The organism is Bradyrhizobium sp. Ce-3 (genome assembly GCF_022835695.1).
GTDB lineage: Bacteria > Pseudomonadota > Alphaproteobacteria > Rhizobiales > Xanthobacteraceae > Bradyrhizobium.
Genome location: NZ_BQUV01000005.1, coordinates 156,197 through 180,848, shown reverse-complemented (window position 1 = coordinate 180,848; position 24,652 = coordinate 156,197). Strand labels below are relative to the sequence as shown.

The 24,652-nt window shown below is 63.7% G+C and carries 24 protein-coding genes; 10 read left to right on the top strand and 14 right to left on the bottom strand.

Features of this window, described 5'->3' with window-relative positions:
* Positions 1-271: 271 nt before the first annotated feature.
* From BRSPCE3_RS18700 to BRSPCE3_RS18685, 4 genes are all read right to left on the bottom strand, one after another.
* Positions 272-1,534, bottom strand: a complete 1,263-nt coding sequence (locus tag BRSPCE3_RS18700) for a CaiB/BaiF CoA-transferase family protein (protein ID WP_244067935.1) — start codon at positions 1,532-1,534, stop codon at positions 272-274.
* 298 nt (positions 1,535-1,832) lie between these two features.
* A complete protein-coding gene (locus tag BRSPCE3_RS18695; RefSeq protein ID WP_244067496.1) occupies positions 1,833-2,255 on the bottom strand; it encodes a GFA family protein in 423 nt (140 codons plus the stop codon).
* A gap of 374 nt (positions 2,256-2,629) precedes the next feature.
* Entirely contained in the window at positions 2,630-3,205 is a 576-nt protein-coding gene (locus BRSPCE3_RS18690; protein WP_244067494.1) for a DUF6456 domain-containing protein, read from the bottom strand.
* A 94-nt stretch (positions 3,206-3,299) separates the two neighbouring features.
* Positions 3,300-3,860: a GcrA family cell cycle regulator gene (locus tag BRSPCE3_RS18685; protein WP_244067493.1), complete on the bottom strand. Its 561-nt coding sequence runs from the start codon at positions 3,858-3,860 to the stop codon at positions 3,300-3,302.
* A gap of 128 nt (positions 3,861-3,988) precedes the next feature.
* On the opposite strand from BRSPCE3_RS18685, the gene BRSPCE3_RS18680 reads away from it, so the two are divergent.
* From BRSPCE3_RS18680 to BRSPCE3_RS18670, 3 genes are all read left to right on the top strand, one after another.
* Entirely contained in the window at positions 3,989-4,627 is a 639-nt protein-coding gene (locus BRSPCE3_RS18680; RefSeq protein WP_244067491.1) for an XRE family transcriptional regulator, read from the top strand.
* Positions 4,628-4,787: 160 nt separating this feature from the next.
* Positions 4,788-5,063: a hypothetical protein gene (locus BRSPCE3_RS18675; protein WP_244067488.1), complete on the top strand. Its 276-nt coding sequence runs from the start codon at positions 4,788-4,790 to the stop codon at positions 5,061-5,063.
* A gap of 165 nt (positions 5,064-5,228) precedes the next feature.
* Positions 5,229-6,383, top strand: a complete 1,155-nt coding sequence (locus BRSPCE3_RS18670) for an OpgC domain-containing protein (RefSeq protein WP_244067487.1) — start codon at positions 5,229-5,231, stop codon at positions 6,381-6,383.
* Positions 6,384-6,392: 9 nt separating this feature from the next.
* Here the strand turns inward: BRSPCE3_RS18670 and BRSPCE3_RS18665 are convergent, their stop codons facing one another.
* Positions 6,393-7,697 carry a glycoside hydrolase family 3 N-terminal domain-containing protein gene (locus tag BRSPCE3_RS18665; RefSeq protein ID WP_244067486.1) on the bottom strand — a complete coding sequence of 435 codons (1,305 nt, stop codon included), beginning with the start codon at positions 7,695-7,697 and terminating at the stop codon, positions 6,393-6,395.
* A 318-nt stretch (positions 7,698-8,015) separates the two neighbouring features.
* Between BRSPCE3_RS18665 and BRSPCE3_RS18660 the strand changes: the two genes are divergently transcribed.
* Both BRSPCE3_RS18660 and BRSPCE3_RS18655 read left to right on the top strand, forming a co-directional pair.
* Positions 8,016-8,720 carry a response regulator transcription factor gene (locus tag BRSPCE3_RS18660; protein ID WP_244067485.1) on the top strand — a complete coding sequence of 235 codons (705 nt, stop codon included), beginning with the start codon at positions 8,016-8,018 and terminating at the stop codon, positions 8,718-8,720.
* A complete protein-coding gene (locus BRSPCE3_RS18655) occupies positions 8,717-10,309 on the top strand; it encodes an ATP-binding protein (protein WP_244067484.1) in 1,593 nt (530 codons plus the stop codon). The genes BRSPCE3_RS18660 and BRSPCE3_RS18655 overlap by 4 nt, the downstream gene beginning before the upstream one ends.
* 39 nt (positions 10,310-10,348) lie before the next feature.
* Here BRSPCE3_RS18655 and BRSPCE3_RS18650 read toward each other — a convergent pair whose 3' ends face one another.
* The 9 genes from BRSPCE3_RS18650 to BRSPCE3_RS18610 form a co-directional block, all read right to left on the bottom strand.
* The gene (locus BRSPCE3_RS18650) at positions 10,349-11,203 is read right to left on the bottom strand and encodes a CoA ester lyase (protein ID WP_244067482.1); all 855 of its coding nucleotides are present in this window, start codon (positions 11,201-11,203) and stop codon (positions 10,349-10,351) included.
* Positions 11,204-11,206: 3 nt separating this feature from the next.
* Positions 11,207-11,662, bottom strand: coding sequence for a MaoC family dehydratase (locus BRSPCE3_RS18645; protein WP_244067481.1), 456 nt, complete (start codon positions 11,660-11,662; stop codon positions 11,207-11,209).
* Positions 11,663-12,439 (bottom strand): enoyl-CoA hydratase/isomerase family protein, encoded by a 777-nt coding sequence (locus BRSPCE3_RS18640; protein WP_244067480.1) that lies wholly within the window; start codon positions 12,437-12,439, stop codon positions 11,663-11,665.
* Positions 12,436-13,656: a CaiB/BaiF CoA-transferase family protein gene (locus BRSPCE3_RS18635; RefSeq protein WP_244067478.1), complete on the bottom strand. Its 1,221-nt coding sequence runs from the start codon at positions 13,654-13,656 to the stop codon at positions 12,436-12,438. The genes BRSPCE3_RS18640 and BRSPCE3_RS18635 overlap by 4 nt, the downstream gene beginning before the upstream one ends.
* Before the next feature lie 85 nt (positions 13,657-13,741).
* Positions 13,742-14,458: an ABC transporter ATP-binding protein gene (locus BRSPCE3_RS18630; protein WP_244067476.1), complete on the bottom strand. Its 717-nt coding sequence runs from the start codon at positions 14,456-14,458 to the stop codon at positions 13,742-13,744.
* Entirely contained in the window at positions 14,455-15,213 is a 759-nt protein-coding gene (locus tag BRSPCE3_RS18625) for an ABC transporter ATP-binding protein (protein WP_244067475.1), read from the bottom strand. The genes BRSPCE3_RS18630 and BRSPCE3_RS18625 overlap by 4 nt, the downstream gene beginning before the upstream one ends.
* 2 nt (positions 15,214-15,215) lie before the next feature.
* The gene (locus BRSPCE3_RS18620; protein ID WP_244067474.1) at positions 15,216-16,235 is read right to left on the bottom strand and encodes a branched-chain amino acid ABC transporter permease; all 1,020 of its coding nucleotides are present in this window, start codon (positions 16,233-16,235) and stop codon (positions 15,216-15,218) included.
* Positions 16,232-17,134 carry a branched-chain amino acid ABC transporter permease gene (locus BRSPCE3_RS18615; RefSeq protein ID WP_309296317.1) on the bottom strand — a complete coding sequence of 301 codons (903 nt, stop codon included), beginning with the start codon at positions 17,132-17,134 and terminating at the stop codon, positions 16,232-16,234. The genes BRSPCE3_RS18620 and BRSPCE3_RS18615 overlap by 4 nt, the downstream gene beginning before the upstream one ends.
* 94 nt (positions 17,135-17,228) lie before the next feature.
* Positions 17,229-18,488 carry an ABC transporter substrate-binding protein gene (locus BRSPCE3_RS18610; protein ID WP_244067471.1) on the bottom strand — a complete coding sequence of 420 codons (1,260 nt, stop codon included), beginning with the start codon at positions 18,486-18,488 and terminating at the stop codon, positions 17,229-17,231.
* Positions 18,489-18,658: 170 nt separating this feature from the next.
* Here BRSPCE3_RS18610 and BRSPCE3_RS18605 point away from each other — a divergent pair, with 170 nt between their 5' ends.
* The 5 genes from BRSPCE3_RS18605 (at position 18,659) to BRSPCE3_RS18585 (ending at position 24,630) form a co-directional block, all read left to right on the top strand.
* Positions 18,659-20,155, top strand: coding sequence for an AMP-binding protein (locus BRSPCE3_RS18605; protein WP_244067469.1), 1,497 nt, complete (start codon positions 18,659-18,661; stop codon positions 20,153-20,155).
* Entirely contained in the window at positions 20,152-20,793 is a 642-nt protein-coding gene (locus BRSPCE3_RS18600) for a TetR/AcrR family transcriptional regulator (RefSeq protein ID WP_244067467.1), read from the top strand. The genes BRSPCE3_RS18605 and BRSPCE3_RS18600 overlap by 4 nt, the downstream gene beginning before the upstream one ends.
* Positions 20,790-21,563: an SDR family NAD(P)-dependent oxidoreductase gene (locus BRSPCE3_RS18595; RefSeq protein WP_244067466.1), complete on the top strand. Its 774-nt coding sequence runs from the start codon at positions 20,790-20,792 to the stop codon at positions 21,561-21,563. The genes BRSPCE3_RS18600 and BRSPCE3_RS18595 overlap by 4 nt, the downstream gene beginning before the upstream one ends.
* A gap of 9 nt (positions 21,564-21,572) precedes the next feature.
* The gene (locus BRSPCE3_RS18590) at positions 21,573-23,495 is read left to right on the top strand and encodes an NAD(P)/FAD-dependent oxidoreductase (protein ID WP_244067465.1); all 1,923 of its coding nucleotides are present in this window, start codon (positions 21,573-21,575) and stop codon (positions 23,493-23,495) included.
* Between the two features lie 502 nt (positions 23,496-23,997).
* Positions 23,998-24,630 (top strand): 2-hydroxychromene-2-carboxylate isomerase, encoded by a 633-nt coding sequence (locus BRSPCE3_RS18585; RefSeq protein WP_244067464.1) that lies wholly within the window; start codon positions 23,998-24,000, stop codon positions 24,628-24,630.
* Positions 24,631-24,652: the final 22 nt, after the last annotated feature.

Below are 24,652 nucleotides of genomic sequence, written 5' to 3'. Positions count from 1 at the left end.
CCTCGGCCTGACCACAGCAACCCTGATACTCCGGATGGCGCGTCTCGAAATTGATCGGGCGGAGCCCGAGGAGGCTGAAAGTATGACAAGGAGCAACTTGCGCAGCAAGCCGAACTGAGCTTCCGAAACGGGCCGGCCCGGCTCCAAAGCTGCCGACCCTTGCTGGCGGCCTGCGCCGTCTGAACGACGTTCAGCGAGGCGAGAGGTTTTCCTCTCGCCTGCGGTTAGTTTGTATTGAGACTATTTTGATCTTTGCGACAGGCTGGCCACGCTAGCCGGTATTGCCGGCCTTGCCGAACGCGCCTGCCTCGGCCAACGCGGCGAGGCGCTGGTTGTCGTAGCCGAGCGTCTTGCGCAAGACATCCCGCGTATGCTGACCAAGCAGCGGAGCCGCAACCGGATCGACCGTCGGTGTCAGGCTCATGTTGACCGGCGTCTCGATGTTCGGAACCGAGCCGGCGGTCGGATGCGCGATCTTGCTCAGGCGATGCCGATCGCGCACTTCAGGTGCGTTGAACCCCTCCTCCACCGTCCGCAGATAGCCAACCGGAATATTGGCCTTCTTCATCTTAGCCATCCAGTGCTCGAGCGTGTCGCTCGCGAACACGCTGGCAATGATGGTGCGCAGCTTCTCCTTGTTGGCGGTTCGCGCCTTGCGGTGCGCAAACTCCGGATCGGTGACGAGATCGGGGCGTTCGAGCACATCGGTGACAAGCCGGCGATAGAGCCTGTCATTGGCGCAGGCCATATAGAGCGGGCCATCGGACGCCCGGTAGACGCCGACGGTCGGCGAACCGTTCGGAGAGTTGCCGAAGCGGCCAGGGTTGTTGCCGTTGATGAGGTAGGCCATGCCGTAGAATCCGGTCATTGACACCGCGGTGTCGATCAACGCGACCTCGACCTGCTGGCCGCGACCGAGCCGGTCGCGCGCAATCAGCGCCAGCAGGATGGCGTTGCACGCCGACATGCCCGTTGCCATGTCCACGATCGGTGGACCGGTGCGTACCGGCTCGCCATCCGGAAAGCCGTTGAGCGACATGAAGCCGCTTTCGGCCTGCGTGATCGGGTCGAAACCCGGTCGTAACGCAAAATCACCCTTGCGGCCGTAGGCCGAGATCGAGCAATAAATCAGCCGCGGATTGGTCGGCGCCACCGACGCATAGTCGAGGCCGAATTTCTTCATCACGCCGCCGGAGAAGTTCTCTACCACGACGTCGGCCTTGGCAATCAAGGCACGCGCGACTTCAAGCGCTGCCGGATTGTTGAAGTCGAGCGCAATGCCGCGCTTGTTGCGATTGAGGCTGAGATAAGCCGCGCTCTCGCCGCCGATTTCGGCATGCTCGTAGGCGCGCGTATCATCACCACCGTCCGGATTCTCGATCTTGATGACCTCGGCCCCGAAGTCGGCCAGAGTCTGCGTGCAGGCGGGACCGGCAACGACGCGGGTGAAGTCGACAACCAGCAGGCCATCGAGCGCCGTCGGAACTCCCTCCCCGCGCGGCGCGCGCTCTGGCAATTCTGGTGTGGTCATGATCCGACGCTTCCTCTGTTATTTTGTCAGGCGAAATACCGCAGCCCTTGGCAAGACCGGTGCTGCTCGCCTTTTAGCGGAAGCCCATCATCAAGACCAAACCCGGATTTTGCAGGGCGGGACCTTCGCCTGACATGGCTGTCATCAGCCGCAAGGGTCCGACCGTGCCGGCAGCGCCGGCACAATCGGACGATTTGAATGTCAGGGAAAGCCGCCGGATAGCGATCCAGCGGAAGACCATGGATCGGCGGGCGGCGACGCGCTCGGTCGCTACCCGCTTTCGGAACGGAGAGCGGTCGCGCTATTCGGCGATCATATCGCCCGAGCCACCGAACTCGGCCGGAAAATCCTTCAGCTTCGGCAGGCCATCACGTATCCGCAGCACCGCTTCGGAATAGTTGACGTGAACGCCAGGGTTGAATTTCAGTGTCGGGATTGTTGCCGTGAACACGTCAACAAGCCCAAGCGTCGGGTGGTTGGTCATCAGGTGGCCGCCGCACTTGGTGCAATATTTGCGCTGGCTCATCGCGGTCTTCTCGAAGGTCCCGATATGATCGGTCCCCTTGGTGACCTCGACCGCCTCGGGTTTCCAGAGGCTGAACGCATTCACCGGACCGCCGGACCAGGAACGGCACGAACGGCAGTGGCAGTAGCCCATCGCCTCGGGCTCCCCCGTGACCTTGAGTTCAACGGCGCCGCAAAAGCAGTTTCCAGTGTGATTCATCGGTCGGTTCTCCCTGGGTGAAATTTGATCGGGGTCCGCGCCGGCATCGACCCACGTTACTCGTGATGTTTGCGATGCGGGACAAGATATGGACGGGCGTAGCCGCTGCGAACTCCCTGGTAGACGTACCGGACCATTCCTCGCACAAGAGGCAATCACACTGCGCTCGAATGCAGACAGGTCGCCGGCGCGCGGGAAGTTACATGAGAGTCCGCGCCGCTGTCGACCACCTTCGACACAGCATGGCCGAACACGTCGCCGATCGCAGACCAGGGTCGGGCTCAATGTGAGGCAATGCACGGCGCCGCATGTGATGAATTGCTGCCGCGCCGGATGCCTGCGCGGCAACCGGCACGTGAGCACATCACGTTAGATCAGCATTGCCGGTCCTTCGCGGGACCCCGGCTGGCGGTGACGATCCCGTACATCAGCGCCAGCCGATCCAGGCATTCCTTGAAACGTCGCGCAAAATAGTCTTGCCAGCGCTGCGTGCGCAGTCCGCGCCGCTGCCCGACCTGCTCCATGGTCATGCCGAGGATCAGGACGTCGTGCACCAGCGCCGAACCGTCGGCGCCAAGCTCGTGCACAGCGCGGTTCAGGCGCAAGGCCGCCTGGCGCTGCCCCTCCGTGATCGGCTCACGTTGCTGACTGCCATCGACGAATTCGCGCGTCGTATCCACCGCGCGAGGGCCGCGCTCGGCCTTTTCCCAATCACTCTGAAAGACCCGGCCGCTCCGATACTGCGTGTCGTCGATCTGTCGGTGGGCGTGCAGCCGGCCGAGCGGATCGTTGCGGATCGAGCGAAACGCGACGATCTTCTCGCCCGGCTCGAGTGCGAGGGGATCGTCGACCTCGACAGTCGCCACCTCGGCGTTAACAGGCAGATCCTGGGAGCGCCGATCATGTGTTGCGGCGGGATCGTACGGCTTCCGGCGTTTTGCGCGCGGCATCGGTAACCTCCAAAATGTTTGTTGATGGGCGCGCGGAGCCTTCCGCGCGGTTGCGGATGCGGATCGACGTCCTTCGACCGGGAGATGAATCGTCTCAGATGGCCCCGACGGCCTGCAGCCAGGCGTCGTTCAGGACTGGCCTCGCCGAGGCATCTGGATCGCGGCTCAAGTGAAAATGCGGAGTGCAGTAGCTCGAGCCGGACCGGCATGGGTGCCCGCAGAATGTGACCGTCTCGCCGTCCGCATGCCCACCATAGGGATAGCGGCAATCGCCGCGCTTGAGGTCGAGCATCGAAAGGTGCCGCGGCGCGACCGCGGCGCACCGAAGCGGAGGCATCTCCACCGTTTCGGTGAAGACTTTAGGCAAACGAACCAGATCGAGCTTCGACTCGGGCCGCCCCTCGCGCAGTCGCCCGATCCACGGAAGCTCCGGCCGGGACGGCTTGGGCGGGTCGAAGTGCCCCGGCAAGGAAGGCTCGAGGCGGTCGAGACCGGCCAACCCCATGCGCTGGGCCCGGCTGAGCGTCGCATCACGTGTATAGGCCGTGTTGAAGGTTGCGTTGATCATGTCGGCGATTGCCGAATAGGACAATCCGCGGGCGCGCAGGTCCTGCAAGGCTGCGGAATGCTCCGGCAGCCAGTTCATCGTTTCCATTCCAAATTCCCATTTTTGTCAGTTCGCCGGCGCCTCGCATACCTTCCGATATTCCGAAGAAAAAGTCAAGACTTGTTTCTGATAATCGTAACGCTTATAGTGGGTGCGGGTTTGGGAAAGGATGGCACATGCTGGATGCGGCGCTGATCGAACGAGCACTGGAAAAGACCGGGAAGAGCAAGGGCGGGCTGGCCCGCGCAATGGGGGTTCGGGCCGGAGCTGTGTCCGAAATCCTGTCGGGAATACGATTGATCAAGGCTTCGGAGATCGCCCCGATCATGGAATACCTGGAGCTGAACTCGGTACCGATCGTGGGCCGGGTCGGCGCCGGCGCCTCGATCCAGCCGGAAGCCGAGCAGGTCCCGCCGGAGGGTCTCGGCGAAATCGAACTTCCGTTCCCGATGACGGAAGAGACTGTCGCTTTCGAGGTTTCGGGCGATTCGATGCTACCGAAATACGAGAACGGCGACGTCATCGTGGTCTATCGCGAGCAGCGCTATCCGCTGTCGAGCTTCTACGGAGAGGAAGCTGCGGTCCGTCTGAAGAGCGGTGAGCGTTATCTGAAGACGATCGAACGCGGCAGTTCTTCCGGCACCGTCAATCTCAAGAGCTTTAATGCCAAGCCGATCAACGGCGTAAAGCTCGAGTGGATTGGCGAAATCTGCGTCACCCTGCCCCGCGGCCAGATCGAAAGGCTGCGCGGCAAGACGGCGGCGAAGGGCCGCAAATCCGGCAAGTCGCAGGGCGGACGGTCGTCCGAAAAATAGCAGTACGGCTTGAGGGACCGGCCTGACCGATTCGGCAGCTTCGCACCGAATCGGTCAGCGCACGGGTGCCCGTCGTCCGGCCATCGGCCAATTCGCTTGACAAACTTCCGATTATCGGAAATACTAGCCAGCGACAGTCCAGGCATCGAACGATCAGGCAATGCAGTATTTTGTCGTGATGATCGACTATGGCCGCCGTGGCCGCGAGGCGATCGTCGACCCCGAATTGACACGGCGCGAGGTGGTCTCGCGGGTCGCCTCGGGAGAGTACACCAACATCAGCTTCATCCACGAGATTGCCGAGCGCTCGGTCGAGGATGTCACCGACGACATCCTTGCCGAGGCCGCCCTGCCCGAGATCCTTCCGACCGGCGCCGACCTGCAGGCCAATACGCAGGATCACGTCCGCGACCTGCGCAAACATGAGCCGGTCTGACCTCGCTCACATGTCGGTTGCGAAAACGTGATCTTTCTTGAACCGGCCACTTGGCCGGAACCCGAAACGAACTAGATAGGGTTCACGCAGAGTCTATTCGGACCAGGCGTGGGTTCCCTTTAGATTCGCGATTCGTTTTCCCGGGCCGGCAGATTTCAGCTTCAGATGACTTCGACAGCAAATGCCGAGATCGCGAAAGCCGACGGCGATCTCAGGATCGCGTTGCTGCTTGGCATCGCGAACTGGTTTTTGTTCCTGGACCATATTCCGCACAACGTCGTCAACGCGCTCACCATGCGCAACTTCGGCTTTAGCGGCGCGACCGACCTTTTTGTGTTTGTCGGCGGTTACGCGGTGACGCTCATCTTTGCCAGGATGGCGCTGGAACGTGGATTCGTGGTGGCGGCAACCCGCATCTTCAAGCGCGTATGGCAGCTCTATGCCGCCTATATCGTTCTGTTCGTAATCTATGTCGAGTTGATCAGCTATGTTGCCGCCCGGACCGCGGCACCCGAGATCATCAGCGAATTCAACATCACCGGCTTCATCGATCACCCGATCCGAACGCTGATCTACGGCCTGTTCCTGCAGGCCAAGCCGCTCAATCTCGACGTGTTGCAACTCACCATCACCCTGATGGCCTTCCAGCCGTTCGTCATATTCGGGCTGTTATACGTGCCGAACACAACGCTTCTCGCCTCCGTGACGCTTTACGCTACCGCCCGCGTGCTCGACTGGAACCTGACTTCATATCCGTACGGAGATTGGTACCTTAATCCATTCTGCTGGCAATTGCTGTTCGTGATGGGCGGCTGGCTCGCGCTGGTCGGCACGCGCTACGCACCCGCGATCCGCGCGATGCAGGCGATCCCCACCCTGCGTGGCGCGGCGTTGCTGTATCTGCTGTTCGCGCTGGCGATCGTCTCCAGTAGCGAAATTCCAGCCCTCGCCCAAATGATGCCGGGCGGATTGAGCGACCTGCTTCTGCAGAACGACCGGGAAGAGGTCGCGCCGCACCGCATCCTGCATTTCCTGACCCTGACATTCCTGTTCACCTGGCTGGTGCCGCGCGACTGGGGATATCTGCGATCCTATGCCCTGCAGCCGATCATCAAATGCGGCGAGGAATGGCTGGCCGTGTTCTGCGCAGGCGTGTTCCTCTCCTTTGCCGCACACTTGATCCTCATCACGGGCCCGTACTCGCTGGCAAGGCAGGTTGCGGTCAGCATCGCCGGCATTGCGGCGATGACCGCCGTCGCCTATTACGTTTCGTGGTCGAAGCGGCAGGACAGCAAATCGGCCGTCGGGGCTCATTCCTGAGGCCGTGGCCTAATCGACCAGCAGCGCCCGCCTGAGCCGCGTCTCACTTTTGTGCAGCATTGCTGCGTCGAGCGTGCCTTGCGCAGCTGCATCGATCGCACAGGCGAACAGCCGGTAGAATTGCAGCCCGTCATAGGCAACCAGCAAGAGATCGACGCCCGCGTTCAACGCCTCAACGACGGCGGTGCAGACATCGTGCTGATAAATCGCGCCCATCACCAGATCATCCGTCATGACGATACCCTGGTAGTTCCAGGTTTCCCGGATCAACCCATCGACGACGGCCTTGGAATGCGACGCGGGCCGCGCGGGATCGAGCGCACTCACCGCGACATGCCCGACCATCAGCCACGCGCCGGTCGTCGACAGCACGTCGCGAAACGGACGCCAGTCGGTCGCCTCCAGGTCGGCGACCGGCGTATCGAGATTGGCAGTAAAATGATGCGTATCGGCGCGCACGCGCCCCAATCCCGGAAAGTGCTTCACGGTGGCGCTGACGCCCGCAGACTCGAGGCCATGAATGTAGGCACCTGCGATTGCGCTCACCTTGGCCGGGTCATCGGAGATCGCGCGCTGATCGATCAGCGTATTGAAATCGAGCCGGTTGTGCTTCGCCGCCGGCCGAAGGTCGAGCACCGGAGCGAGGTTGAGGTTGACGCCAAGCGACGCCAGCTCGCGTCCATGGATGCGCCCGAACTCCTCGGCTTTGGCCATTTGCTGATCCGGCGCGAGATCGGTTAATGAGGCAAGCGCGGGCAGCCGCGTCAGCGGCGGCGCAAGGTGCGAAACGATGCCGCCCTCCTGATCCGTGGCCACCACCAGCGGCGGCAGCCCGGCGGCGCGCCGCTTGGCCTGCAGCTCGGCGATTTCCGCTTTCAAGGCGTCCACCGTCCTGCCGGCGACATTACGCCCGGTGACATAAATCCCCGCAATCAATCCCCTCGCCGCCAATGGCGCGACCTCGTCGAACGATCGGTAGCCCACGACGAAATGCTGTCCAAGCAAACGGGCAAGAACCGGCTCAGTCCGGAGAACGCGGTGCTTTCGCACTTCGAACACGCCGTGCGCCGCCAGCATCGCGAGCGGCGGCACGCACCACAGGATCACCAGATGCCTCCCCGCCCATCCCCGCCTGCGCCAGGCGGCGCGACGAAGCAGCATGAGCACGACGACGGCACTTGCGGCCGCGAGGAGAAGATTGCCCATCCCACGCAATGGGACGAGATACGGATCGTTGTTGTTGAAACCCGCGACGACGAGAATGAGCCCGACGATCCAGAGCAGGAGAATGCCGATGCATTTGCCGATTTGCATGGGACCACGCGTGACTTGGAGAGACCAATCGGGTTCGTCCGTATCAGACGAGACCCGCCGGTGCGAGCCGATCCGTCGCGCCTGCACGCGATCTGCATAAAAATCCTGAACTCCTGCTGGTCGCGCTCTCACCCGCTGCACATGCCAGGCTCATATTCGCCAGGCCGCGGGCCGGTTGTCCCGCGCTGGATGAACCCGCACCCATTCTGGACTGTCATGATGCCGATCCGTTCTTGTCTCCCGCCGCGCTTGCCCTGTAGAACAATTGCAATCAAGCGCGAGCAAGGCGCGGCCAGGACGCCGCATTCGGAGATCCCGTTGACCCACCGTATTCTCGTTGTCGACGACGACCCCCATATCCGCGAGGTCATCCGCGTCGCCCTCAGGAAGGCCGGCATGAGCATCACCGAAGCACGCGACGGCAAGGATGCGTTGGCCCGGTTTGCCAGTGACCGGCCGGACTTGATCGTGCTCGACATCGGCATGCCGGAGTACGACGGCCTCGACGTCTGCCGCGAGATCCGCAAGACGTCCGACGTGCCGATCCTGTTCCTCTCCGCGCGTGACGAGGAGATCGATCGCGTGCTCGGCCTCGAAATCGGCGGCGACGACTATGTGACCAAACCGTTCAGTCCGCGCGAACTCGTCGCGCGGATCAATGTCATCCTGCGCCGGCTGACGCCGCGCGCGGGCGGCGCGATGCCGGAGGCAGCCGTACTCTCGCGCGGGCAGCTGTCGATCGATCCCGAGCAGCACGTTGCGACCTTCGCCGGCACGATGCTCCATCTCACCGCGATCGAGTTCGGGATCCTGCGCGCCTTCTTGACGCGGCCGGTCGCGGTGTTCAACCGCGAGCAGATCATGAGCGCGGCATACCAGCTCAACATCCAGGTCTCCGATCGCACGATCGACAGCCATATCCGCAACATCAGGGCCAAGCTGGCCACGGCGAAGTGCGACAATGTCATCGAAACCGTACACGGCGTCGGCTTCAAGCTCGGACGCTGCGAGCCGCAGCCATGACCTCGTTTCGCGCCGACCAGAAGTGGCGACCGTCACTCAGCTTCGTGATCTTCACCGTGCTCGCTCTGGTCGCGGTCCTGCCGTTGATGGGGCTGTTCTTCTTCCGCCTCTACGACAACCAGCTGATTCATCAGACCCAGGCCGAACTGATTGCGCAGAGCCGCGTGCTGGCCGCGATCTATGCCCGGGACGTGCAGGCACGGCTCGACAAGGGCATTCCGCTCGGCGCCGTGGTGCCGCCGGAGGCGCTGCCAGATCCCGGCGACCAGGTGACCCCGATCCGCCCCGCGCTCGACCTCGCCGGCAACGATCTGTTGCGGCGACGGCCCGATGCGCTGCCGGCAGCCAAGCCCGCCGATCCGGCCTATGTCGAGATCGGTGCCCGGCTGATGCCCATCATCCTGGAGACCCAGAAGGTCACGCTGGCGGGTTTCCGAATCCTCGATCCGCAAGGCGTGGTGATCGCCGGACGCCAGGAGGTCGGACAATCGCTTGCCCATATCGAGGAGGTCGCGGCCGCGCTGGGCGGCCAGTACAGCGCCGCGCTGCGTATCCGCGTGCCGGACAAGCCTCCGCCGCCGATCTATTCGATCAGCCGCGGCGTCGGTGTCCATGTCTTCTCCGCGATGCCCGTGATCGTCAACGACCGCGTCGCCGGCGTGATCTACACGTCGCGTACGCCGAGCAACATCTTTGATCATCTTTATCAGGAACGCGGCAAGTTCCTGCTTGCCACATTGGCCGTGCTGCTGGCGACGATTGCGATCGGGCTGATGTTCTCGCGCACGGTCACTCGCCCGATGCGCGAGCTCGTCGATCGCGCGGTACGGATCGGCCGCGGCGACCGCAACGCGTTTCAGCCCCTGCAGCACTACGGCACCCGGGAGCTTGCCCTGCTCTCCGACAGTTTCCTCGACATGGCCCAGCAGCTGTCGCACCGCTCCGATTACATCGCAACCTTCTCGGCGCACCTGACGCACGAACTGAAATCGCCGCTGACATCAATCAGGGGCGCGGCCGAACTGCTGCAGGATTCACTCCAGAGCAAATCGGATACCCTGACCCGGGCCGAACAACAGAGCTTCATCTCAAACATCCTTGGCGACGTCGAGCGGCTCGATGTGATGAGCCAGCGGCTGCGCGAGCTGGCCCGGGCGGAAAGCGCGCCGCAGAACGAACAAACATCGCTTTCCAGCGTCATCGAGAGCCTGAAGGGTCGCTTTACCGGCCGGACAATCGTGGCCAGCGGCCGCGTCGAGCGCCCGATCGGGATGTCCGGCGAGAAAGCGCTGATCGTGCTGGCGCATCTGGCCGACAACGCGTTCCGTCACAATGCGACGTCCGTCCGGATCGAAGCGAGCGGGGACACCTCCACCATCAGGATGACGGTGAGCAACGACGGCGATCCGATCTCGGACGCCAACAGCGACAGGATCTTCGACACTTTCTTCACCACCCGCCGCGAGGGCGGTGGCACCGGCATGGGGCTCGCCATCGCGCGGGCCGTCATGGTGACCCATGGGGGCTCGATCCGTCTCCTGCCCTCAAACGATTGCGTCGCCTTCGAGCTGGAGTTTCCCGCGGTCTGACCGGATTCGGAGCGCGCGTCGATCGAACCAGGCTCCCGACTATGTCCTGCGCGACGCCAGGATCTTCTCGGCGGCGCGCAGATGCGGCTTGTCCAGCATCTTGCCGTCCATCTTGGCGACCCCTGACGGGTTGTCAGCGAACGCAGCGATCACCCGCTCAGACCATGCGATCTCCTCGTCTGTCGGCATGAACGCCGCGTTGACGACATCGACATGTTTGGGATGGATCACGGCCTTGGCCAGGAAGCCGTCCTGCCGCGCGGCGATTGCCTCCGCCCTCAGCGCATCGAGATCGTTGATGTCGGTGGCGATGGTGTCGATCGCAACCACGCCGGCGGCGGCCGCGCCGATCAGGCAGAGATCGCGAGCCAGGATGAACGGCGAGTGATAGCGGCCGTCGGTGCGATTGCGGGTTGCGCCGAGCGAGGCGGCAAGATCCTCGGCGCCCCACATCATGCCCCACAGCCGCGGGCTCATATTCTCGAAGTCGAGGATTTTCAGGACCGCCCGCGCCGTCTCGGTCGCCACCGTGACGATCCGCGTCGTCCCCTGCGCGATGCCCGAGGCCGCCTCGAATGCGTCGAGATAGAGCGCGAGCTTGTTGACGTCGGCAGCACCAGCGCATTTTGGCAGCACGATACCATCGGGCCTGCCGGGCATCACGGCGGCGAGGTCGCCGAGCGTCAAATCGGTATCGAGCGCATTGACGCGGATATAGAGCTTCTGCTCCGGATTGCGCCCATCGAGCATCTGGCGGGTAATGCCGCGCGCAACCACCTTCTGCTCCGGCGCGATCGAATCCTCGAGATCGAGGATCAGGGCATCGGCCGCGGTCTTCTTCGCGCTCTCATACTTCCGGGTGCTGTCGCCGGGAACGAACAGGAACGATCGCATCGCTCAGGCCTTTGGCTTGCAGTGCATCAGGCCGGTGCGGCGGCAGCTCGCCACCACCTCGCCGCGCTGATTGGTCATGGTGTGCTCGAATTCGACGATGCCCTGGGTCGGCCGCGACTTGCTGGCGCGTTTGCCGATGATCCTGGTGTGCGCCTTCAGCGTGTCGCCGTGGAAAACCGGCTTGGGAAACTTGACGTCGGTCATGCCGAGATTACCGACCGTGGTGCCTAACGTCGTGTCGTACACGCTCATGCCGATCATGATGCCGAGCGTATAGAGGCTGTTGAACAGCCGCTGGCCGAACTCCGTTTTCTCGGCGAAATGCGCATCGAGGTGCAGCGGCTGCGGATTCATGGTCAGGAGGCTGAACATGGTGTTGTCCATCTCCGTCACGGTCCGGCTGAACGCGTGATGGAACTCCTGCCCGACCTCGAACTCCTCGAAATACAATCCGGCCATTTACCGTCCCTTGTAGTTGGGCGTCCGCTTCTCGACGAACGCATTCAGCCCTTCCTGGCAGTCCTCCGTCGATGCGACCACCACAAAGCTTTCCGCCGTGTTCTCGACCGAGCGGCGGTAATCGGCATCGACCGCGCGCATGAAGGCGTCGCGGCCGATCTTCATCACGATCGGCGATTTCGACGCAAGCTTGCGCGCGATCTCGCGGGCCCGGTCGAGCGCGGTGCCCTTCGGCACCACCTCGCTGAGCAGGCCCATGCGGAAGGCGGTTGCCGCGTCGAACGGCTCGCCCAGGAACAGCGGGCCGAATGCCTGGTGCTTCCCGACCAGCCGCGGCAGCTGCACGAAGTGGATCGCCGGGATCAGGCCGACATCGATCTCGGGATAGCCGAAGGTCGAGCTGTCGCCCGCGACGATCATGTCGCAGGAGATCGCGATCGTCATGCCGCCGGCCCGGACCGCACCATCGATCGCCGCGATGGTCGGCTTGCCCATGCGATACTGCGTATCGTTCAGCGCGAAATACAGCCGCTCGAGAAATTTCTTGGTTTCGATCGCGGGCTTACCCCTGACGATGTCGAGGTCGAGGCCGGCGCAGAACACCTTGTGGGCGCTGCTGATGATGACGGCGCGAACCGCCTCATCATCGCGCGCTTTCGCCAGCGCCGCCAGCAGCGCGTCGATCAAGGGGATGCTGAGCGCGTTGACCGGCGCGTGATCCAGCACGATCTCCGCAATCTGATCGCTGACCGAGTAACGAACGAGATCCGTGCTCATGATGTCTTGCCTCCAGTCATCGATTTGGCCTGCCGCACTGCGCCCGACAACAGCAAGCCATCGATCTCGGCGGAACCAAAGCCAGCCTCTGCCAGCACCGCGCGGCTATCCTGCCCGACGTCGGGCGCGGGGCAAAGATGATCTTCGGACAGGCTCGCGATTCCCGGTGTCCGCGGCGAGTAGACCGCGCCGACGCCGGGCGTATCCTGGCGGACCGACGCCCTGACAGCCTCGACATGGGCGTTGCGCAGCCATTCGCCGGGATTGAGGATCCGCTCCGCGATGATATCGGCGGCATGCAGCCGTGTCAGCCAGGCATCCGTCGGCTGTGCCAGGAACACCTCGCGCAATTGCGGGACCAGCATGTCGGCCGCGTCTGCGCGCCGGGCGAAATCGGCAAAGCGCGGATCGGTGGAGAGATCCTCGCGGCCGATCGCAGCACATAGCCGCTTGTATTGCGGCTCGTTCACCAGCGTCACCATCATCCAGCCGTCCTTCGTCTGGTAGGTGCCGGCCGGCACATTGAGAGCGCGCGGGGTACCGCCCTCGAGGATGAACTCCGCGACCTTGTGGCCGAGCAGCGCCGACGTGGACTGGCAGAGATTGACGTCGATCCAGCGGCCGGTGCCGACCGTCGCACGCGCGAACAGCGTCGTGGCAATGGCCTGGAATGCGTACACGCCGGTCACGACGTCGGAGATCGTGGTGCCGACCCGGTGCGGCACGCCATCGCTGCCGACATTGACTGACACCAGCCCCGAAAACGCTTGCGCGACCGAGTCCGAGCCGGGTCGCTTCGAATACGGCCCGCTCTGCCCGAAGCCGCTGACCGACAGATAGACGAGGCCCGGATTGTCGCGTGACAAGCTCTCATAGCCGAGGCCGAGCCGCTCCGCGACACCGGGGCGAAACCCCTCGATGAGGACGTCGGCTTCGCGCGCCAGTTGCTGCGCGATGGCGATGCCGTCCTTGTGCTTCATGTCGAGGCACAGGCTGCGCTTGCCGCGGTTGTAGACCGCTGAAAGCGTCGTGTGACTGCCGTAGGTCGTCCCGAGATAGCGCGACCAGTCGCCTTCGGGCGGCTCGACCTTGATGACGTCGGCGCCATAGACCCCGAGCAGCATCGCGCAATAGGGCGATGCGATGCCCTGCCCGAAATCCAGCACCTTCATCCCGCGATACGGCGCCTCGTGCGTCGGCGTCAGCTTGCCAGCCATCTGTCCTCCCACAGTTTTCGAAGAGCCTTATCCCTTTGGGCATGATCGTCTCGGAAAACCGCTTCACACTTTTCCGGATCATGCCCTACAGCGCCAGATAGCGCTGCCGGATGTTGTCGTTGGCCTTCAGCTCTTCGATGGAGGATGTGTAGACGATCTGTCCCTTGTCGATAACCGTCGCGTGGCTCGCAAGGCCAAGGCAAAAATGCATGTTCTGCTCGGCGATCAATACTGTGGCACCAGTGCCGCGGAGCTGCCGCAGCAGCTCGCCAATGCGCTGCACGATGATCGGAGCCAGCCCCTCGCTGGGTTCGTCGAGCAGCAACAGCACCGGATTGCCCATCAGCGTACGGGCGATCGCCAACATCTGCTGCTCGCCGCCGGACAGCCGGCCGGCGATGCGGTGCCGCAACGGCTCAAGCAGCGGGAACACGTCATAGACGCGGCGGATCGACCACTCGTCCTCGCCATCGGGCCCCTTCTTCTGGCCGATGACGAGGTTGTCCTCGACCGTATGCTCGGGAAAGATCTGGCGGTCTTCCGGCACGAAGCCGAGGCCGGCCCGGGCGATGTGATGCGGCCGCATTCCGGAGACCACCTGACCGCGCAAGCTCACCTTGCCGCGGCGCGCCGGCGCGAGCCCCATGATCGCCTTCATGGTGGTCGACTTGCCGGCACCGTTACGGCCGAGCAGTGCCATGGTCTCGCCCTTGCGCACCGAGAGGCCAACGCCGAACAGGATCTGGCTGGTGCCGTAGTAGACGTCGAGGTCCTCGACCTGCACCACCGGCTGCGCGCTCATGCCACCGCTCCCGCGTGGTCGTCGCTGCCGAGATAGGCCTCGATCACGGCCTCGTTCCTGCGGATCGCCTCCGGCGTCCCGGTCGCCAGGATCCGGCCGTAGCACAGCACGACGATCTCAGGCGCGATCTTGAATACGATGTCCATGTCGTGCTCGATGAACACGACCGTAATCTTCTGCTTCTCCCAGAGCTCGCGCACCTTGTCGATCATCCGCCAGCGTTCCTCGGTCCCCATGCCGGCGGTCGGCTCGTCGAGCAGCAGCACCTTGGGCTCGAGCACCAGCGCGAGTGCGATATCGAGCAGCTTCTGGTCACCATGCGACAACGTCGCCGCGGTCCTGTTGCGCTTATTGGCAAGACCCAGCAGCTCCATCGCGTGCTCGGCGCGGTCGCGCGTCTCGGCCAACGGAAAGCGGCGATGCATCACGCCGGCGCGGCGCTGATCGGCACAGACCGCCGCCAGCATCGTCTCCTCGACCGTCAGCGACGGGAAGATGCTCGCGACCTGGAAGGCCCGGCCGATGCCGTGGCGCACGATCTCCGGCGGCGTTTTGCCCGCCATGTCGACGCCATTGAGGAGGATCTGGCCGGCATCCGGCCGCAATGCGCCCGTGATCAAATTGAAGAACGTGCTCTTGCCGGCGCCGTTGGGACCGATCACGGCGGTGAGCGAGCCGTCGGCAAAGTCGAGCGAGACGTTGTCGGTCGCCTTGACGCCGCCAAAGGATTTCGAGAGGTCGCGAATTTTGAGCATGGCTAACCGCGCCCCTCGCCGCGACGCTGAGCGAACCATTCGACGGCGAAGTCCATCAGCCCCTTTCGCAGACCGATGGCGAAGAACAGGATCACGATGCCGAGCACGATGCCGTGGTATTCGGTCAGGCGGGTGACGGTGTCATTCAGGATCAGGAACAGCATGGTGCCGACCATTGGCCCGAGGAAGGTGGTCACGCCGCCGAGCATGTTGATGAAGATGCCCTCACCCGAAATCGTCCAATAGGCGAACTCCGGATAGGCGCCGGAGACGAACAGCGCCATGATCATGCCGCCGGTCGCAGCGAACAGCGCCGCCAGCACGAAAATCGTCAGCTTCGCGCGCCAGACGTCGATGCCGATGAAGCTCGCCCGCGTGGCGTTGTCGCGGATCATGCGCAGTGTGTAGCCGAACGGCGACTGCGCGATCTGGCGCATCAGGAACAGGCCGATCACCAGCAGCGCACAGCTCGTGATGTAGAGATGCAGATGGTTCGACAGGTCGATGCCGAGGAACGGGGGCCGCGGAATGCCACCGCGCAGGCCCTGGTCGCCGCCGGTCAGTGACTGCCACGACAGGATGGTCGAATGGATCAGCATCTGGAACGCCAGCGTGACGAAGGCGAAGTAGATCTCCTTCAGCCGCACGCAGATCGCGCCGATCACGACGGCGACGACGAAGGTCATCGCCAGCGTGGCAACGAAGGCGACCGGGATTGCGACGCCGGTCTTCTGCATCATCAAGCCAAAACCATAGGCGCCAAGACCGAAGAACATGCCGTGCCCGAACGAGATCAGCCCGGTGTAGCCGACCAGAAGGTTGAGCGACGTCGCGAACAGACCGTAGGCCGCGCAGCGGATCACGAAATCGAGCAACTGCTTGCTGCCGAAGATGAACGGCAGCAGCGCGAGCAGGGCAAAGGCCGCGAGCGCGATCAGCACATCGCGATAGCGCTGCGGTCTGGCGTCGATCCGAGGCACTTCGAGCGGCTGCGCGCCTTGGCCTGCCTGCAACTCGGTCATGCGACCTCCTTGCCGAACAGGCCGGTCGGACGCGACACCAGCACGATCACCATGAAGAGATACATCAGTCCCTCGGTGAACAGCGGGAAGCCGAGCGACCCGAACGAGCGGATCAGGCCGATCAACAGCGCGCCGATCAGCGCGCCCAGGATCGAGCCCATACCGCCGATCACGGTGACGATGAAGGACTCGATCAGCACCGAGAAGCCCATGCCAGGGGTCAGCGAGCGCACCGGCGCGGCGAGCGCTCCCGCCAGTCCCGCGAGCATGCCGCCGAGCGCGAACACGCCGCCATAGATCAGCCCGGTGTTGATGCCAAGCGCCGACACCATCCCGGGATTATGCGCGGCCGCACGGATTACCTTGCCGATCCGGGAACGCGCGAGCCCCAGTCCGAGAACCACGGCCGCGGCCAGCGCCACCCCGATCAGCAGCAGATAGTATGGCGGCACCACGCCGCCGGCGATGAACAGCGGCGGCACCTGGAACGCGGCGGGCATGCCCATCGACTTGAATTCAGGCCCCCAGACCATGCGCACGACGTCATCGAAGATCAGCACGAAGGCGTAGCAGACCAAAAGCTGCATCAGTACGTCGCGGCCGTAGACGCGGCTCATGAATACGCGCTCAAAGATCAGGCCAAGGATCGCGGTGCCAACCGCGCCGCTCAGCATCGCCAGCGCAAAGCTGCCGGTGAGCTGGTAGGCCGTCATCGCGAAATAGGCGCCGAACATATAGAAGGCGCCGTGGCTGAAATTGACCACCTTCAGCACGCCGAAGATCAAGGTCAGCCCGACGGCGACGAGGAACAGCAGCATGCCGATGATCAGGCCGCTGGTGGTCTGCGTCACCAGGCAGGCAGGGCTGACGAGGCAGCTGGCAAGCGCGTCGAGGTCCACGAGAATCATCCATTACGGCGGGCCGCAACGCCGGCGCGCGACAAGCATCAGATGAAAGGCGGAGACAGCTGGCTGTCGCCGCCTCGCGTGCGGATCAGGTATAGCCCTTGCTCTTCTTCCACTCGGCTTCGAGCTCGAAGATGGTCTTCCAGTCCCCGGCCTTCACGTCAGGCACGTAGGGTTCCTGCGGGATCGTGGTGCCCCAGCCGATCGCATAGCCCACCAGCGTGCGATCGTCGGCACGCATCGTGACGGTGCCGTCGGCGCCGAACGGGCACTTGATGGTGAGCCCGGTGAGCACCTCGGCGACCTTCTTGCCGTCGGTCGAGTTCGCCTTCTTGACGGCCTCGTTGAGGAACATGACCGCGGTTGCGTTCTGCCACGACCAGTTGGTCGGATACTCGTTGTACTTCGCCTTGTAGGCATCGCCCCACGCTGCATTCTCCGGCGTCGCTGGGAATGTCTTGATGTAGCGGTCGCCGGAGTGGATGCCCTTCGGCAGGTTCTTCACCACCGTGAGTGCGGTGTAGTCGGCCATGTTGACCGCAAACACCTCCATCTGGGTGAACAGCGCGTAGATGTTGGCCTGGTCGATGTAGGAGGTGAGATCGCCGCCCCACAGGCAGGAATACATCGCCTGCGGCTTGGCCTGCAGGATCTTGGTCACCACCTCGGTGTAATCAGGCTGGAACAGCTTTGGCCAGGACTCGCTGATGATCTCGACATCAGGCGCGAACTTCTTCAGGTACAGCACGAACTCGCCGGTGGTATCGCGGCCGTAGGCATAGTCCGGCGAACAGGTCGCCCATTTCTTCAGGCCCTTGGCCTTGGCGATCCCCGCGGCGTAGCCGGCGCCCACGATCGAGTCGTGAATACCCTGCCGCACGCAGCGGAAGGCATTGGGGATGTGCTGCTTGGGATCGGCGGTCAGCGACGACGCTTCCGAGCAGGTGTGGATGCAGAGTACGCCAAGATCGCGCGCCACCTCGTGAACCGCGAAGGATCCTGACGACGCCTCGCCGTCGAGCAGCATCTCGCAGCCATCGGTGTTGACGAGCTCGCGCGCAATGCGCGCGGCTTCCTGCGGCTGTCCCTTGGAATCGCGGATCACCATCTCGATCTGTCGTCCGGCAAGGCCGCCGGCGGCATTGACCTTCTCGACTTCCAGCATCACCGCGTTGCGCGAGGACGTGCCGAGCTGCGCGACGCGGCCCGACAGAATGGTCGGCATGCCGATCTTGATGGTCTTTGCCTGTGCGCGCGCTACCCATGGCGCAGCTAAGGTCGCCGCGCCGGCGCCCATCAGCGCAAGCGTCGAGCGCCGGCTGATGCCCGGTTTCCGGGTCCTCGTCATATTCCCCTCCCTGTCGGGTTCGCGTTCCCAAAATCCCTGTCGGAGATCGTTCCGTCTCCGTGACCACGATGTTTTCAGAGCAAGGGGGGTGACGTCAAGCCAAAGATGAATTACGACTCATAATTCATTTAGGAGGAAACGGCGCCGGAAATCGGCCCGACGGACGGCAAATGATCAATCTTTCCAGCTTCATCGCATTTCATGCCAGGCGCACTCCGGACCGCTGTGCGCTGAAATATCGCGGCGAGGACGTCTCCTACGCCGATTTTGATTTGCGGATCCGGCAGGTCGGCAGCTGGCTCGCGGCGCGCGGGATCGCGTCCGGCGATGTCGTCGCCGTCCTGATGAAGAACAGCACGGCCTTTCTCGAGCTGGTGTTCGCGACCAGCCATATCGGCGCGGTGTTCCTGCCGATCAATTATCGCCTGTCGGCCGACGAGGTCGGCTATATCGTCGGCAATTCCGGCGCGCGGCTGCTGGTCGCCGACGAGGAGTTTGCCGCGCTCGCAACCGGTGGCGCACCGCTGGTGCTGCTGGGTGAAGTCGCGCAGTCCAGCGTCACCAACCTGGCGCCCGACATCGCGCCGGCGCCGATCCATGTGCGCCAACCGCGCGACCTGATGCGGCTGATGTACACCTCGGGTACGACGGATCGCCCCAAAGGGGTGATGCTCACCTACGAGAACATCTACTGGAAATCCGCAGACCAGACCTTGGTGCTCGGGTTGAACGCCGACACGCGACTGCTCGTCGTCGGGCCGCTCTATCATGTCGGTGCGCTCGACCTGCCCGGCATTGCCGTGCTCTGGCATGGCGGCATGCTGTGCATTCACCGCACCTTCGAACCTGAGCCGGCGCTGGCTGCGATCGAGCGCGAGCAACTGAACGCCGCATGGTTCGCACCGGTCATGACCACGGCGCTGCTCACCTGCCCGAACCGCGAGCGCTACGACGTCTCCAGCCTGCAATGGGCGATCGGCGGCGGCGAGAAGACGCCGGAAGTTCGCATCCGCGCCTTCTCCGACTATTTCAGGAATGCACGCTACATCGATGCCTACGGCCTCACCGAAAGCTGCGGTGGCGACACCTTCATGGAGGCGGGCCGCGAGATCGAGAAGATCGGCTCGACCGGCCGCGCCATCGCCCATGTCGAGATCGAGATCCGCGATGATGCCGGCAGGCGCCTGCCCGCCGGGCAGAATGGCGAGATCTGCCTGCGCGGGCCGAAGGTCACGCGGGGCTACTGGAAGGATCCGGAGAAGACCGCGTCCGCCTTCTTCGGCGACTGGTTCCGCACCGGTGACGTCGGCTATCTCGACGACGACGGCTTCCTCTATCTGACCGATCGCAAGAAGGACATGATCATCTCCGGCGGCGAGAACATCGCCTCCTCCGAGGTCGAGCGTGTCATTTACGAAATCCCCGGGGTGCGCGAGGTCGCGGTGATCGGCCTGCCGGACGACCGCTGGGGCGAGAAGCCGGTCGCCATCGTGGTGCTGGCCGATGGCGCAAGGCTCGACCTGCCCGATCTCACCGAATTCTGCCGGACACGGCTCGCCGGCTTCAAGGTGCCGCGACAACTCATCATCCGCGACAGCCTGCCCCGCAATCCATCCGGCAAGGTGCTCAAACGCGTGCTCCGCGCCGAACTCGAGGCCAACGCATGACGCAAGCGACATCCGCCAAGGTGACAAAACTCAACCGGGTCGAACGCAACGCCTGGACCAAGCAGAAGATCTTCGACGCTGCGACCAAGGTCGTCGGCAAATACGGCTATGCCGAAGCCTCGGTGGCCCGTATCACCGAAGGCGCCGGCGTCGCGCAGGGCACGTTCTACAATCACTTCGAGAACCGCCAGGAGTTGCTCGACCAGCTGCTGCCGAAGATCGGCCTCGATATGGTCCGCTTCATCCATGCCCGCACCGGCACCGCCGACGAGGCCCGGCAAGAGGTCGAGCGCTTCAGCGCGTTCTTCGATTTCATCCGCGAGGTGCCGGAGTTTTTGCGCATCCTCAACGAGGCCGAGTTCTTCGCGCCGATCGGCTACCAGAAGCACTTTGACAACATCTCGAACGCCTATGTCCGGATCCTCCAGCGTGCGCGGGCCGCCGGTGCGACCAACAATTTCAGCGATGAGGAATTCGAGGCCATCGTCCAGGTCCTGATGGGTGCGCGCGGTTACCTCAGCCGCCGCTATTCCTATTCCGAGCACGGCGTCACCGCGGTGCCCGACTATGTGATCACGGCTTATCAGAAGCTGGTCACGCACGGCCTGTTCAACAGCAGCGAAGGGAAGAAGCGATGAGCGCTGACGGCACCATCCTCGTCACCGGCGGCAGCCGCGGCATTGGCGCGGCGACCGCAACGCTGCTCGCCGATCAGGGACACCGCGTCGTCATCGTCGACATCGCGCCGGAGCCGCTGGTCGGAACGAAAGTCATCCTCTGGCCAGCGCCGTTCGACGTCGCGAGCGAAGCTGCCGTCGTCGCGGGGATCGCCGACATCGAGAAGGCGCACGGCCCGATCACCGGCCTCGTCAATGCGGCCGGCGTGTTCGGCAAGATGCACACCATCGATCGGGTGCGGATGGAGCAGTGGGATCGGGAGGTCAATATCGACCTGCGCGGTACCTTCCTGGTCGCGCGCAGCGTCGGTATCGGCATGGCGAAGCGGCGGCACGGCGCGATCGTCAATGTCGCCTCGGTGGCCGGCATGACGTCGGGCCCGATCCATGCCTATACCGCGGCGAAGGCCGCCGTCATCCAGATCACGCAGACGCTCGCAGCCGAATGGGGCCGCGCCGGCGTGCGCGTCAACGCGGTGTCGCCCGGCTTCACCCGCACGGCCGCGCTCGAGGCCGGTATCGCGTCGGGCGCCCTGAACAAGGACCTGCTGGCTCGCCCGACTGCAATGAACCGCTTGGTTGAGCCAGTGGAGGTGGCGCAGGCGATCGCCTGGCTGCTCTCGCCGCGGAGCAGCGGCATCACCGGCATCAATCTGCCGGTCGATGCCGGCTACATCGTCGGCACCACCTGGGCTGCCTATGGCGGCCTGCCCGACGCACCGGCGAGCTGAGGACAATTCATGAATATCGAGCTTCCGCGCAAACACCTCGATCTGTCCTCCGCCATCGCGGAGGGCGATATCCGCGTGCTGCTGATGGTGCTGGTGCACATGACCGGCGACGAGAAATGGCTGGAGCCGCCCTACAAGCCGAAGCGCGACGTGCGCCTGATCCCCGATCCGGACGCGGGCGTGCCGAAGGAGATCCAGGACGAGATCCGCGCCGCCGTGCTGGACCTGTTCGCCAGCGGCGCGCCGACACCCGTCATCACCGATCCCGGCAATGAGCTGATGCTGCGGATGATGCGCGCGACGCTCGGCGAGAATGTCGCGCCGGAATATGCCCCGCTGATGCGAGAGGAGATGGCCTTCATCCCGCGCGAAACGCGCTGGCGCGGGCGCCCGTCCGATGCGCGGCTGGCGCAGCAGCACGTGCTGATCGTCGGCGCCGGGGTTTGTGCAATCGCGCTCGGCGTCGCGCTCGGACGGCTCGGCATTCCCTACACCATCGTCGAGAAGCAGGACGAGATCGGCGGCACCTGGTACGTCAACCGCTATCCCGGCTGCGGCGTCGATACGCCGAACCACTCCTATTCGTTCTCGTTCGGTACCCGCAATCCGTGGACCCGCTATTTCGCACAGCGCCGGGAACTGCTCGACTACCTGCTCAAGGTCGTGCGCGAATACGATATCCGCAAGCATGTCCGCCTTTCCACCGAACTCGTCGCCTCGCGCTGGGACGAAGCCGGGCGACGCTGGATCTCGACGCTGAAGACTGCCTGCGGCGAAGAGACCTTCGAGTCCACCGCACTGGTCAGCGCGATCGGGCAGCTCAATGATCCCCTGCCCGCCCGCTTCGACGGCGACGACGACTTCGCGGGCCTCAAGGTGCACTCGGCGCTATGGTCCGACGACATCAAGCTGGACGGCAAGCATGTCGCCGTGATCGGCACCGGCGCGACCGCGATGCAGCTGGTGCCATCGATCGCCGACCACGTCGCCTCGGTCACCGTGTACCAGCGCACCGCGCAGTGGGCGCGGCCGGTGAAGGGCTATGCCGACCCGATCACCGAAGGCGCGCAGTGGCTGCTCGCGCATCTGCCGTTCTATGTGCAGTGGTATCGCTTCAACATGTTCTGGCGTTACGGCGACGGGCTGCTGCCGTTCCTGCGCAAGGATCCGGCCTGGCCGTATCCGGAGCGCGCCGTCAACAAGGGCAATGACCGGCATCGCCAGGAGCTCGCCGACTTCATCCTCACCGAGCTGAAGGACCGCCCTGACCTGATCGAGAAGTGCATGCCGACCTATCCGCCCTACGGCAAGCGCATCCTGCTCGACAACAACTGGTTCAAGACGCTCACCAAATCGAATGTCGAGCTGGTCACCGACAAGATCGACCATTTCGCCGTGGACGGCATCGTCACCGCCGACGGCAGATCGCGGCCGCACGACGTCATCGTGATCTCGACCGGCTTCAAGGTCTCGGAGATGGCGGCGCGTCTCAACATCACCGGGCGTGACGGCAAGACCCTCAAGCAGGCGTGGGGCGACGACAATCCGACCGCGTATCTCGGTCTGACCGTGCCTGATTTTCCCAATTTGTTTCTGATGCTCGGCCCCAACTCGGGGCCCGCGCATGGTGGCAGCGTGATCTTCCAGTCGGAATGCCAGAGCCGCTACATCTCCGCCTGCCTCGTCGAGATGATCGAGAACGACATCGCAGCAATCGACGTGCATCCCGACGCGCACGACGAATACATCCGCAGCGTCGACGCCGAGCATGAGCAGCTGATCTGGACCCATCCGGGCATGACGACCTACTACCGCAACAGCAGCGGCCGGGTGTTCTCGGCGATGCCGTGGCGGTTCGTCGATTACTGGAAAATGACGCGCGATCCGGACTTCAGCCAGTATCGAAAGACCAAGTCGCGACAGGACTCCTGACCTGAAATACCCCGCTCGTTAACTTGACAGGCGGCCATAACTGCCGCAGCATTTCGCCGACTGCACCTGTTGGGGTGCTGGAGCGTCTGCTCCTCGCGTCGCAGGAATTGACGGACGATTATAGGATCGGCCGCCAGGCAGCAGAAGCGGACAGGGGTCCGCCGGCCCACTCTTGGAGAGGAGCATGACGCCACCGGCGAAAGCCAGTGACCTTGCTCAGCGGCAAGGTCTCGGTGCACGTTGAGGCGAATAGCAGCTGCTAGCCACGTGTACCGCCGACAATCTGAACATATCCGCAGGACGAGAGCGCAAAGGCCAAGCGCTTTTAGGTCCCGAAACACCACTGGTCTACACCAGAGATCCTTCGCTAAAACGAAGTAGCAGGGCCCCGCGATGCTTGAATGCACCGGGGCCCATTCGTTTGCGCGCCACCTCTCCATCGTCGCACCGCATTGCGCCATCGCGCGTGATCGGGAACAATGTCCTGACAGGGGGACGAACGATGGTCGAAAAGCCGAAGGTCAGGATCTACACCGACTACAAGTCTCCCTACGCCTATGTCGCCAACAAGCGGCTGTTCGAGCTCGAGGAGACCTACGGCGTCGAGCTTGAGTGGTTGCCCTACACGCTGCGCATTCCCGAGTTCATGGGCACGGTCGAGGAGCGCACGGCGCACTTCTGGCGCAAGGTACGCTATTCCTACATGGATGCGCGGCGGTTCGCCAATGCGCAGGGGCTGACCATGAAGGGCCCGCGCCGGATCTACGACGCGTTCTACGCCAGCGCCGGGATGTTGTTCGCGCAACGGCACGGCCTGTTCCGGCCCTATCACGACACGGTGTTCCGGAGGTTCTGGAACCACGAGCTGGAGATCGACGAGTTGTCGGAGATCGCCGGCGTAATCGCCGCGATCGGCGGCTCCACTGGGGCGTTCGAGGCCTATGTTCGCGGCCCTGCCCGCGCGGAACACAACCGCATCATCGATGAGGCCGAAGCGCTCGGCGTGTTCGGAGTTCCCAGCATGGTGTTCAACGGCGAACTGTTCTGGGGCGGCGACCGCATCGACATGCTGATCGAACGCATCAGGCATCCCGAGACGATTGCGACGGCGCTCGGCAGCAGGCACCGCACCTGAGCTCACGCCGTTTTGAAGCCAT